The sequence below is a fragment of the Streptomyces sp. NPDC093089 genome (genome assembly GCF_044754405.1).
Lineage (GTDB): Bacteria > Actinomycetota > Actinomycetes > Streptomycetales > Streptomycetaceae > Streptomyces.
On record NZ_JBIVPA010000014.1, the window covers coordinates 142,370 to 153,713 of the forward strand.

Annotated in this window: 10 protein-coding genes; 5 read left to right on the forward strand and 5 right to left on the reverse strand. The window is 74.2% G+C overall.

Annotated elements, in window-relative coordinates; all coding sequences use genetic code 11:
- Positions 1–133: 133 nt before the first annotated feature.
- Positions 134–568, reverse strand: a complete 435-nt coding sequence (locus ACIQFX_RS29920; RefSeq protein WP_402469670.1) for a hypothetical protein — start codon at positions 566–568, stop codon at positions 134–136.
- 220 nt (positions 569–788) lie between these two features.
- Here ACIQFX_RS29920 and ACIQFX_RS29925 point away from each other — a divergent pair, with 220 nt between their 5' ends.
- Both ACIQFX_RS29925 and ACIQFX_RS29930 read left to right on the forward strand, forming a co-directional pair.
- Positions 789–1,586, forward strand: a complete 798-nt coding sequence (locus ACIQFX_RS29925) for a polysaccharide deacetylase family protein (RefSeq protein ID WP_402469672.1) — start codon at positions 789–791, stop codon at positions 1,584–1,586.
- 93 nt (positions 1,587–1,679) lie between these two features.
- A complete protein-coding gene (locus ACIQFX_RS29930; RefSeq protein WP_402469675.1) occupies positions 1,680–3,095 on the forward strand; it encodes an amidase in 1,416 nt (471 codons plus the stop codon).
- A 10-nt stretch (positions 3,096–3,105) separates the two neighbouring features.
- Here the strand turns inward: ACIQFX_RS29930 and ACIQFX_RS29935 are convergent, their stop codons facing one another.
- From ACIQFX_RS29935 to ACIQFX_RS29950, 4 genes are read right to left on the reverse strand one after another with little or no spacing between them, the layout of a single operon-like run.
- On the reverse strand, positions 3,106–4,464 hold the full coding sequence (locus ACIQFX_RS29935) for an MFS transporter (protein WP_402469677.1): 1,359 nt from the start codon (positions 4,462–4,464) through the stop codon (positions 3,106–3,108).
- Position 4,465: 1 nt separating this feature from the next.
- Positions 4,466–6,241 (reverse strand): condensation domain-containing protein, encoded by a 1,776-nt coding sequence (locus ACIQFX_RS29940; protein WP_402469679.1) that lies wholly within the window; start codon positions 6,239–6,241, stop codon positions 4,466–4,468.
- Positions 6,238–7,542, reverse strand: a complete 1,305-nt coding sequence (locus ACIQFX_RS29945; RefSeq protein ID WP_402469681.1) for a DUF6271 family protein — start codon at positions 7,540–7,542, stop codon at positions 6,238–6,240. Before ACIQFX_RS29945 ends, ACIQFX_RS29940 begins: the two co-directional genes overlap by 4 nt.
- Positions 7,524–8,726 (reverse strand): phytanoyl-CoA dioxygenase family protein, encoded by a 1,203-nt coding sequence (locus ACIQFX_RS29950; RefSeq protein ID WP_402469684.1) that lies wholly within the window; start codon positions 8,724–8,726, stop codon positions 7,524–7,526. The genes ACIQFX_RS29945 and ACIQFX_RS29950 overlap by 19 nt, the downstream gene beginning before the upstream one ends.
- A gap of 444 nt (positions 8,727–9,170) precedes the next feature.
- Here ACIQFX_RS29950 and ACIQFX_RS29955 point away from each other — a divergent pair, with 444 nt between their 5' ends.
- The 3 genes from ACIQFX_RS29955 (at position 9,171) to ACIQFX_RS29965 (ending at position 11,104) form a co-directional block, all read left to right on the forward strand.
- A complete protein-coding gene (locus ACIQFX_RS29955; protein WP_402469687.1) occupies positions 9,171–10,031 on the forward strand; it encodes a hypothetical protein in 861 nt (286 codons plus the stop codon).
- Between the two features lie 82 nt (positions 10,032–10,113).
- Entirely contained in the window at positions 10,114–10,371 is a 258-nt protein-coding gene (locus ACIQFX_RS29960; RefSeq protein ID WP_402469690.1) for an acyl carrier protein, read from the forward strand.
- 10 nt (positions 10,372–10,381) lie between these two features.
- Entirely contained in the window at positions 10,382–11,104 is a 723-nt protein-coding gene (locus tag ACIQFX_RS29965) for a 4'-phosphopantetheinyl transferase family protein (RefSeq protein ID WP_402469693.1), read from the forward strand.
- Positions 11,105–11,344: the final 240 nt, after the last annotated feature.

Here is an 11,344-nt window from a genome sequence, read left to right on the forward strand (position 1 = left end):
GGGGGGCGCGGCCCCCCCCCCCCCCCCCCCCCCGCCCCCCCCCCCCCGCGGCGGGGGGCGGGCGGGCGGCCGCCCCCCCCCCCACCCCCCCCCCCCCCCGCCCCGGGTCGGGCGGTCGGACGGCCGGGCGGGATCAGGCGTCCGTGAACAGATCCTCGCGTGCCTCGTCGAGGACGAAGCCGTTGTCGAGGCGGACGCGGACCGTCACGCGGAGGCGCTGGGACTGGTGGGCGTGCCAGTCGGCTTCCAGGGAACCGACCTGGTCCTCGAGTTGCCTCCGGCTGCCCGGGGGCATCTGCGGGCCGAAGTCGTCGAGGAGGGACTTGAGCCGAAGGTACTCGCGGACCTCGTGGCTTTCCCGCTTGGGGTGCTCGTCGACCCGCTCGACCGTGCCCTCGGTGCCGGCGGCCAGGGAGAGGGACCCGGCGACGACGTCCGCCGGGTCGAAGGAGTCCGGGGAGTCGGCGGAGCCGGTGGAGGAGCGCGGAGAGTCCCCGGCCAGGGTGAGCGAGCCGGCGAGCCGGACGTCTGCCGCCAGCTTCACGCGCTGGCCGTCGTGGAGTGCCATCGATGCTTCATCTCTTCGGTCGGTCGATCGGTCGATCGGTACGGGGGGCGGTGGGTCGGGTGGTACGTGTGGGCTCATTGTGGTTCGTCGGGTCAGGCGCGGGTGGAGGCGGGTGAACTGAGGGCCCTTCCGAACGGTCGGGGAGGAGTGAAACCTTCCCGGCGTATGTACCGTCCTCTCTCCTGGGAGATGGTCGGAGCACACGGGGAGTGGGCATTCCATGGGGCAGCAGAACACGTACAGGACGCACATAGCCGTGGTGGCCTCGGCGGTGGGGATCAGCCTGGCGGTGTGGGCCGCTGCCGCGCTGACGGACACGGAGGCCGCCGCGAACGCGGGGGCGCGGCCGGGGGAGCGGACGCCGTCGAGCCAGGCGGAGAAGCCGGCGCGGGTTCCGGCGCAGCGGATGCCCGAGAGCATCGCTCACGCCGCGGAGGCGGGCGGTGAGGCCGTGAACATCACCATCGACGACGGGCCGGACCCGCGGTGGACGCCCCAGGTGCTCGACGTCCTCCGGCAGAACGGCGTCAAGGCGGTGTTCTGCATGATCGGGCCGCAGGCGAAGGCGCACCCCGAGCTCGTCAGGAAGGTCGTCGCGGACGGCCACCGGCTGTGCGACCACACCATGACCCACGACACGTCGATGGACAAGAAGTCCGTCGCGTACCAGAAGCAGCAGATCCTGGACGCGAAGAAGATGATCGAGGACGCCGCCGGGGGTGCGAAGGTCGAGTACTACCGCGCCCCGGGTGGCGCGTTCACCCCGGACAGCCGGCGGATCGCCGCCGCGGCGGGGATGCGCCCCCTCGGTTGGAACGTCGACACCAAGGACTTCGAGCTGCCGGGGGCGGCCTCGATCGTGAACACGGTCAAGGGCGAGCTCTCCAACGGGCCGACGATCCTCTTCCACGACGGCGGCGGCGACCGCGGCCAGACCGTGTCGGCGCTGCGGCAGGTGCTGCCGTGGCTGAAGGAGCAGGGCCACGCCTTCAGCTTCCCGGTGCGGACGGCTCCCTGACCCGCCGTCGTCCTGGTTCGACCCCTCGCGTGTTACTCGCTGGTACGGAATGATGGAGGGCATCCATCCATACGGCCGGGGGCTGAGGCAGCTGTGACGACTTTCGAGGAACGGGCCACGGTGCACGCGTTCCGGGACGACGCCCTGGGGGAGCACGACGCCGTGGGTCTCGCGGCGGCGATCCGGCGCGGTGAGGTCGGCGCGGCGGAGGTCGCGCGGGACGCGGCCGAGCGGGTGCGGGCGGTGGAGGCGCGGCTGCACGCGGTCCAGGCGTACGTCGAGGCCCCGACGCCGTCCGCCGGGGCGGGCGGCGCGTTCGTCGGAGTGCCGACCTTCGTCAAGGACAACACCGACTACCGGGGCCTGCCGACCGGCCACGGCAGCGCGGCCTTCACGCCGAGGGACGCGCGGCGGCACGCGCCGTTCACCCGGCAGTTCCTGAGCAGCGGGGTCACGGTGCTGGGCAAGACCCGGCTGCCCGAGTTCGGGTTCAGTCCTTCGACGGAGTACGAGGACGCCGAGCCGGTCCGCAACCCGTGGAACACGGGCTACTCTGCCGGGGGTTCGTCGGGCGGCAGCGCGGCGCTCGTCGCCGCCGGGGCGGTGCCCATCGCCCACGCCAACGACGGCGGGGGATCGATCCGGATCCCCGCCGCCTGCTGCGGTCTCGTCGGCCTGAAGCCGACCCGGGGCCGGGTGGTGGCGAACGCGCAGAGCCGCCGACTGCCCCTCGACATCGTCTCCGACGGCGTCGTGAGCCGTTCCGTGCGGGACTCCGCCGCCTTCCTCGCCGCCGCCGAGACCTACTGGCGCAACCCGAAGCTGCCGCCCGTCGGCCTGGTGGAAGGCCCCTCGGGGAGGCGGCTGCGCGTCGGTTTCATGCTGGACTCGCCGAACGGGGTCCGGTCCGACGCCGTCACCCGGGCGGCCGTCACCGGCACCGTGGCGACGCTCGAACGGCTCGGCCACACCGTGGAACCGGTGGCGCCGGCCATCGACCCCCGCTTCACCGACGACTTCCTCACCTACTGGGGACTCCTCTCGTTCCTCATCGGGCGCACCGGCCGCACCTTCGGCCCGGACTTCGACCGGCGCCGGATGGACGGCCTGAGCCGCGGACTCCACGAGACGTACGTGAAGAACTGGCGGGGCACCCCGGGCGTGCTGCGCCGGCTGAGGCGGACGAAGGAGGCGTACGCGGCGGCGTTCCGCGGCTTCGACCTCCTGCTCTCGCCCGTCCTCGCCCACCCGGCACCGCCGATCGGGCAGCTCAGTCCCGCCGTCCCGTACCCGGAGCTCGTCGAACGGATCCTGGGGTACGTCGCCTTCACCCCCGTCGACAACATCGTCGGCACGCCGTCGATCTCGGTGCCGACGCCCGACGCGACGGAGGACGGGCTGCCCGTCGGTGTCCTGTTCTCCGGCCGTCCGGGCAGCGAGCGCACGCTCCTGGAGGTGGCCTTCGCCCTGGAGGCCGACCGTCCCTTCCGGCGCGTCCAGGACGCCTGACGGCACGCCCTCAGGGTCCGGCCGGTTCCGCCGCCCGGTCCGCCGGTCGCGCGGCCTTCTCTTCCGCACCCGCGGTCCTCGCCGCCGGGGCCCCGGTGGTCCCCGCCGGATCCCCGGCCTCCTCGGCAGGGGCCCGGCCGAGGCCGCGGACGGCGGGCAGGGCGAGCATGGCGGTGAGGCAGACGACGCCCATGACGGAGGAGAAGAGGAGCACGCGGTCGGCTCCGAAGGCGTCCGCCGCCGGGCCGGCCAGGACGCGGCCGAGCGGGATGACGATGATGGACCCGGCGATGTCGTAGGCGGAGACGCGGCTGAGGACGGCCAGCGGGATGTGGGACTGCACGCTGGTCGCCCACATCACCCCCCAGAAGGCGAAGCCGCAGCCGGCCACGACGCCGGTGAGCGCGGTCACCGTGAACGACCAGCCGAGTGCGGGGGCCAGCGGGTTGAGGGTGAAGAAGAACATCGCGCAGGCCCCCGCGACCAGCGGCCTCGCGGGCCGGACGCGCATGCCGAGCAGGCCGCCGACGATCGTGCCGGCGCCGTCGGCGGACGCGATCCAGCCGTAGCCGCCCGCGCCGTGCTGCTCGGTGAGCAGAGCGGCGCCGAGCGGCACCGACGGGCCGAAGACGAACAGGCCGTAGACGGCCCAGACGACGATGACGCCCCAGAGCCAGGAACGGGACCGGAACTCGTGCCACCCCGTGGCCAGCCGCCGCAGCAGCGGGTCGTCGCCGTCGTCGCCGTTCTCCCCGGCGCCGCTCAGGTGGCGCAGCGACAGCAGGCCGAGGGCGCTGATCGCGTACGCCGCGGCGATGACCAGGAAGGAGCCCGCCACGTTCCAGTAGGCCGCGAGGAGGCCGGCGAGACCGGGGCCGAGCAGGGTGCAGATCGCCTCGGAGATCCGCAGCAGCGCGTTGGCCCGCTGGATGTCCTCGGCGACCTGCGGGACCAGGGCCGCCAGGCCGGGCTGGAACATGGCGGTGGCGGCGCCGCTGACCGCCATCAGCGCCATGACGTGCCAGAGCCGTATCCCGCCGCCCGCCAGCAGACCGGCGAGGGTGAGCATGGTCGCCATCCGCACCGCGTCGGCGCCGACCATCATCACCTGGGGGGTGAACTTGTCGGCCAGCGCCCCGCCGAAGAGGATCAGCAGCACGATCGGGGCCATCCACGCGGCCAGCGTGTAGCCGACGCCGCCGGCGCCGTATCCGGCGGCCAGAACGGTCGTCGTGATCGAGACCATCAGCATGCCGTCGGCGAGGAGCGACGTGCTGCGGGCGGTGAAGAAGCGGCGGAACAGGCCGGACCGCCAGGGGCTGGGGAGAGCGTCGGGCTTCCGCCGGACGGTCGTGTCGTCCATCGTCATGTCACATCCGCCGGTCGCGGCCGGTCCCTTCCACGAGTGTCCGCCGACGCAGCCACGCGCTGCTCGGCTCGGTGTCCGCCGGCGGGTCCTGGACGATCACGTACCGGCGCGGGGCCAGTACTCCGGGACGGCCGGGCAGGGTCTTCATCAGCGCCGCGTGGGCGTCCGCCGGGGTCGGCGGCGCGTCGCCGCCGGCGATGTACGCCGTGAGGCCCGGCCCGTCGCCGCCCCCGGACGAAGCGTCGTGCGCCGCGCGGTCCGCTCCGTCGCCGTCCCCGGGCGCCGCGTCGAGGACGACGTGGACGGGCAGGCCGCCGAGGGCCCGGCCCAGGGCGTCCGCCACGGCCGGCGGTGAGACCCAGGAGCCGTCGACGACGCTCCAGTCGGGGCCGCGCTCGACGGGGCGGACGCCCGTGACGTCGGTGAGCCGGGCGAGCGGCACGTCCGCGTCGGCCGCCGCCTCCAGGAGCCGTACGAGTCCGGTGAGGAAGGCCTCGGCCTCGGCGCGGGGGAACAGCGCGGGGTCCGCCCACAGCGAGAGGTGGAGCAGGGGGTCGGCCTGGTGGACGAAGGCGAGGAGTCGGGTCGGCAGGACCTGGTCGGGGCCCCGGCCCAGCTCCAGGTCGGGCCCGGGTTCGTCCACCGGGGACGCCGGCGGGGCCGCGAGGCTCGCGGGGAGCGTGCTGACGTCGTTGAAGACGACGTCGCGCGCGAACGCGCTGCCGCGCTCGAAGGTGGTCCGCCCGATCATCTCCCACAGGGCCACGGCGTCGAAGCGGCTGTGCCGGTAGGCGTTGAGCGCCGCGCCCCAGGCCTTGCCGAGGAGCGCGTCGAAGGACGGCACGCGCAGGTCGAGGCAGAGCAGCGCGTCCTGCGAGAGCGTGTTCACGGAGCGGGCCAGCCGGGGCTCGTACCGGTTGGAGGTCGGCACGGCGGTGACGCAGGCGGTCTGGCCGGCGCGGTGGGCGACGAGCGCGCACCAGGCCGTCAGGAGCACGGTGGCGGGCAGGCCGCCGGTGCGTTCCGCGACGCGGGCCAGCGCCCGGGCGCCCCGCCGGGACCTCAGGACGACCGACGGCGTCTTCACGTCGGTGCCCTCGGCGCCCGGCTCCGCGAACATCGCCTGCGGCCCGCCGCGGATGATCCGCTCCCAATGGGCGAGCGCGGCAAGGGACTTGCGCACTCCGGCCGGGGTCGCCTCCTCGGCGGCCAGGTCGAGCGGCGTGAGGGCCGTGACGTCCGGCAGGTGTGAGCCGGCCAGCAGCGCGAGCCATTCCTCGCGGAGCACGGCGAGGGCCCCGACGTCGGTCACCGCGTGGCTCGCCGCGAGGGCGACGAACGCCGGTGCGCCGGCCGCGGATACCAGGGACACCCGCAGGGGGAAGTCCCGGTCGAGGTGGAAGCGGTCGGTGCGGGCCGCGCGGGCGACCGACTCCGCGTAGCCCGCCGCGTCGGGCGGCAGCTCGTCGTGGTCGAGGAGGGTGAGCGTGAACTCCCCCTCCGAAGAGACCACTTGCTCGTGCGGTACGCCTCCGCCCGGGGGTGCGGGAAACGTGGTGCGCAGGGCCTCGTGGCGTATCACCAGGGCGCGCAGGGCGTCGATCGCCGCGTCCGTACGGGTCCCCGCCGGCACCGGCCAGACGTCGTGGATGTTGATCTGCACGGGTTCGTCGCGCAGGATGCAGCGGATCATGTTGGCCTGCCCCCGTGTGACGGGGCCCCGTCGGGCCTCGCCTCCCGCGTACGGGACGGTGACGGTCGTCGGGCGGCGGCTCATGCGAGGCCTTTCACGGAGTGCGTGGCCCGGACGAGGGGCTCCCAGGCGTCGATCAGGAGGGCGAACTCCTCCATGTCCTGCCGGGCCTCGTCGAGGAGCCGCCCGGCGCGCGCGGCGAAGACGTCCGCGGCCTCGGCGTAGCGGCCGCCCAGCTTGCGGTAGGAGCGGTCGAGCACGTCGAGCCGTGCGACGTTCTCGGCGGGGTCGAGCCCGGTGCTGTCCCGGACGAACGCGGCGACGGCGGAGGCGCGGACGTGCCCCGCCTCGTCGAGCAGCGCGTCGCCGGCCGCCGCCATGCGGGCGTACACGGCATTGAAGTACGCGGTGGACAGCAGGTACTTCGCGAGCCGCAGCTGGTAGGCGAGAAAACCCTGGTCGGAACGGCGTTCGCCGGTGTGGTAGTTGACGATGTGCCGGTTGTGCAGGACGCCGGGCAGCCGGGCGTCGTACACCAGGTGGATGAGGAAGTAGTCGCTGCCGATGGTGTCGGTCGCCGGGGGGAGCGGGACCCGGCCGTAGACCTCGCGGTCGAAGCCGATGTTGCACATGTCGACCCGCATCGGGCTGACGCTGGTGAGCGTGGTCCGGTCCGCCGTGAACGCGGCGGTCCCGGCGCCGCGGAAGGACTCCTGGATCAGGTTCGCGCGCCAGATCCCGGGGGTGTCGTCGGGGATCGAGAGGCCGATGACGTCGCGGTAGACGGCGGGGTCGAGTCGGTGGATCTCCTCGACGTCCACGGACATCTCGCCGACGAACGACCCGCCGACCATGGACACCGGCCGGTCCGCGCACGCGGGGTCGAGCCGGCCGCGGGTCACCAGGCCGGCCACGTCGGCGGCCCGGCGCCCGAGGGAGGCGAGCTCGTGGTGGAGGGGGAAGACCGGCTTCCCGTCCAGGTACTGGTAGCGGCTGTCGGAGTCCCGGCGGTGCACCGACGCGCACCCGAGGGCCTCCGCGACGAGGAACGCGCGGTCGGTGCAGGCGCCGTAGGACACCCGGTCCGGCAGCAGCAGGCCGAGCACCCGCTCGGGTTCGGCCACGCCGGAGGCGGCGAGCGAAGCGCGGAGGAAGGCGCGCTGCTCGTCCTCGTCGAGGTGGTGGACGACCACGCCCGGGGCCGGGGGCAGCGCGCGCACCACCGCCCGGTGCCGGGCGCGTACCGCCGCGTCGGAGGAGTCCAGGATCAGGAGCCGTACCTCGACGCCGAAGTGCGAGGCGCCGTGGGCGGCCTCCTCGGCGACGGCCGCGATCGTGTCCGCGCAGGCGCGGTCGGTCGGAAGGGTCAGGCAGACGCGGCGCACGCCGGTTCTCCGCTCTGCGCGGACACGGCGGAGGCCGCGGCGGGGACGGCTGCGGTGGTGGCGGGGGCGGTTGCGGCGGGGACGGCCGAGGAGGCCGGAGCGGTTGCGGCGGCCGCGGTGGGGGCCGGTGCGGCGGCGCCCCGGCCCGCGTCCTTCCATGACGTGAGTCCGAGCAACCGGCTTCCCAGTTCGGTCAGTTCGGCGGTGGGGTAGCGCTGGGACTCGTGGAGGACCGGATCGCCGACGAGGGTGCGGTTCCAGCGCGGGGTGCGCAGGTGGCGCCAGGAGTCGACGCGGGACTTCCGCAGCCGCTCGTGCTCTTCGAGCGCCGGCATCATCGACAGGTACTGGACGGCGCGGACGCCGTCCGTGGAGACGTTGCGCGCGACGCCGTGGGCGAGGAGGCCGTTCCAGATCAGCAGGTCGCCGGGGTGCAGGTCGGGCCGGACGACGGGGAACTCGGCGCGGTCCACGGCGGGGCGGAGGGGGTCGCGGTCGGCGGGCTGGCCGAGCTTCCACTCCTCGAACCGGCGGAAGAGCTCCGGGTCGCACTGGAAGCCGCCCGTCTCGGGGCGGGTGTCGTTGAGCGCGATGATGCCCTGCACCCGCTGGGGCGGGACGCCGAGCGTGGTGTCGATGTCCCAGTGCAGCTCGATGTCGAAGCCGCGGTCGCGGGCGTCGATCAGGGCGCGGTCGCGGTTGCGGACGTTGGGCGGGTTGAGGTTGAGCCGGTCCAGGGTCACCCACAGCTCTTCGCAGTCCCACACGTCGACGAAGGCGTCGTAGACGCGCTGCGCCTGGCGGTTGTCCCAGAGGAGCTGGTGGTGGTACGCCTCCACGAAGCCGTACACGTGGAGCTGCCGGTCCAGGGCGGAGCGGAACGGCCGGTCCTCGTACCAGCCGTCCGGCTGCTCGGGGTCGAGCCCCTGGAAGTCCCAGGTGAAGTCGAGCAGTCGCCGTGCGGTCTCGGCCGGGACGGCCTCCCGCACGACGACGTAGCCGTACGTCTGCCAGTGCGCGAAGTCCTCTTCGGAGAGGACCCGCAGCGGCCTCGACTTCTTCAGCTCCCGGAGGGTCGTCTGCGCCAGGTAGGCCTCGCCGTCGGCGCTGAAGTAGGGGCGGTCGGTCGCTGCGCGGTGGAGGTGGGGGCGGCGCGGTCGGCGGTCGGCGGCGGGTGTCGTCACGGGGTCCCTCCGGGGCGGGGTTCAGGGCCGAGGGCGGTCGCTTCCGGCGGTGGTTCGGCGGGCGCGCGGGCGCTGCGCCGGCGCCGCGGAGAGGGGAAGGCCGTGCCGCGGCGGGGTGCTGAAGCCATGTCGTTCAGCAGAATTGGTGTAGACCATATGTTCTGTCAAGTGGGGGGTCGACATGCGGAGTTGTGTCGCTTTCGCGTGGCGCGGGCGTGGGGTGAGGGGGTGTCGGGCCGGTTCCGGATGGGCCGACTTTGGTCTAGACAACTCGTCGACGACTGGCCTAGGGTCCTGTGTGCGGACCCTGACCTGATGAGCCGTCAATTCGCTGTGCCGCCAAGCGCGTCCGCGCGCCGGACCGGCATGCGCCGGCCCTTCCGGCGCCCTTTCCGGCTTCCGAAGCCCCCGACTGTTCGTCCACGCCCTGAGGGAGCGGTTTCCATGAGCACACCCGGCACCACGGCCCTGCCCGACGGCGGCCTGAGGAGCCCCGGTGCGGGCCTGATCACGCTGGACCCGGTCCACACCGCCCTGCTGCGCGGCCTCGACGACCTGCTGACCGGACTGGCCGGGCGCCTCTCCGCCCCCGAGGTGACGGGGCCGCCGCTGCTCTCCGTCGAGAGCCTCGCGCGCCTCGACTTCTTCCGGAACTTCCCCCACCTCGGCGTCTCCGCCGGACGGTTCACCCCCGAGGCGGTCGACGGCCTCGCGGCCGGCGAGGAGCCGGGAGCGCTGCCGCTCCGTCCGACCGGGTACCTCCTGCCGTCCGCCACCTGCTACGGACTGCTCCTCTCCCTGGAGGGCCGGGACGTCGGCGAGGCCGGACTGCGGCTGTCGGCCGCCGGCCGCTGCTTCCGCAACGAGACCCACTACGACGGACTGCGCCGCCTGTGGGGCTTCCACATGCGCGAGGTCCTTTACCTCGGCACCAAGCAGGGCGCGGTCGAGCACCTGGAGGGCGGCGCCGAGTTCGTCCGGGAGCTGGCCGGCCGGCTCGGCCTCTCCCTGACCCGGGCCACCGCCGACGACCCCTTCTACGACAAGGGCGGCTCCCGCGCCCGGCTCATGGCGCTCGACCCGGTCAAGCACGAGTTCAGCGCCCCCGACGGCACCGCCATCGCCTCCGTCAACCGCCACCGCAACTTCTTCGGCGAGCGCCTCGACATCCGCGCCGGCTCCCACGGCCCCGCGTACAGCGCCTGCGTGGCCTTCGGCGTCGAACGCTGGGTCCACGCCATGGTCCTCGCCCACGGCACCCCCGAGCGGGCCCTCGACCGGGTCCGCGACGCCGCCGCGCTCTGACCGGGGACCCCGGCCACCGCACCCTCCCGCCCCCGATCCGACGCACCACCCCGGTACGACGACACAGGAGCAATCCCGCACCATGGAACGCATCTCCGACTGGCTCCACGAGAAGAACCCCGGCCTCGACGGCCCGATCGACGCCGACGAGGACCTCATCGAGGCCCGGCTCATCGACTCCATGGACTTCCTGGAGTTCATCGACCTGCTCGAGGACATGTCCGGCAGCACCATCGACCTCCAGGAGGTCACCATCGACGACTTCCGCACCCTGAACCGGGTGCGGGCGCGCTTCCTGGACACCACCGGACCGGCCGCGGCCCCGGCGGCGGCCGGATGAGCGCCCGCCGGTGACGAGCGGCCCCGCCGTGCCGGGGGAGGGGCGTCCCGTGTGGGCCGCGCTGGCGACCACCGCGGAGGTGCTGGCCCACCCCGAGCTGCACGAGGGGCTGCTCGCGCCGTGGGAACTGCGACGCCTGGACCCGATCCGGCTGCCCTCCCGCCGCGACGACGTCCTGGCGGCCCGGCTGCTGCTGCGGCTCTGCGCGGCCCGGTTCACCGGCCGGCCTCCGCACGCGTCCGCCCCGGCCCAGTCCTGCGCCGCGTGCGGACGGGCCGGGCACGGCCGCCCCTTCCTGCCCGGCCGCCCCGGGCTCGGGCTCAGCGTCAGTCATGCCGACGGCCTCGTCGCCGCGGCCGTCGGCCCCGGCGCCGTCGGCGTCGACGTGGAACCCTCGGCGCGGCGGCCCGGCCCCGTGTCCGTCCTGCGGCGCCTCCTCCCCGAGGTCGACGTCAGGGCCGCCGCGGCCCGTCCCGACCGCGACGCGGCCCTCCTCCGCCTGTGGGTGCGCCACGAAGCCCTCTTCAAGGCCGGGGATCCCGCCCTCCGGCTCCTGGAGTGGACCGACCCCCGCCGCGCGGCCGTCGTCGCCGTCGCCGCCACCGCCCCGGTCGCCGTCTACTCCCCGGCGCCCGGTGGCGCCTGGTCCCGGGTCGCCGGGGTCCCCGGGTCCGTCAGGGGGCCGTCCCGCCCGCGTCGAGGATCGGCCGCCGGAGCGTCTTCGGGGTGGTGACGCGGTCGGCGCCGGAGAGCTGATGATTCGTCATGAGGTGTCCCCCCTCCGGTGTCTCGGGTGCGGTGTCGTGGGCCCCGCGGGGCAGGGGCGACCATGAAACCTCAAGTGTCGTTGAGGTCGACCGTGCGATTTCCCGGACTGTGCGGGAGTTCTCCAAACCCTCACCAGGGTGTCGCGTCGCGGGTCTTGCGCCCGGCTGCGGGGCTCTCTAGTCTCCGCCAATGGTTAGGAATACTT

Coding starts and splice junctions, on each gene's coding strand:
- ACIQFX_RS29920 (WP_402469670.1), bottom strand. CDS start 568: ATGGCACTCCACGACGGCCAGCGCGTGAAGCTGGCGGCAGACGTCCGG.
- ACIQFX_RS29925 (WP_402469672.1), top strand. CDS start 789: ATGGGGCAGCAGAACACGTACAGGACGCACATAGCCGTGGTGGCCTCG.
- ACIQFX_RS29935 (WP_402469677.1), bottom strand. CDS start 4,464: ATGACGATGGACGACACGACCGTCCGGCGGAAGCCCGACGCTCTCCCC.
- ACIQFX_RS29940 (WP_402469679.1), bottom strand. CDS start 6,241: ATGAGCCGCCGCCCGACGACCGTCACCGTCCCGTACGCGGGAGGCGAG.
- ACIQFX_RS29955 (WP_402469687.1), top strand. CDS start 9,171: ATGAGCACACCCGGCACCACGGCCCTGCCCGACGGCGGCCTGAGGAGC.
- ACIQFX_RS29960 (WP_402469690.1), top strand. CDS start 10,114: ATGGAACGCATCTCCGACTGGCTCCACGAGAAGAACCCCGGCCTCGAC.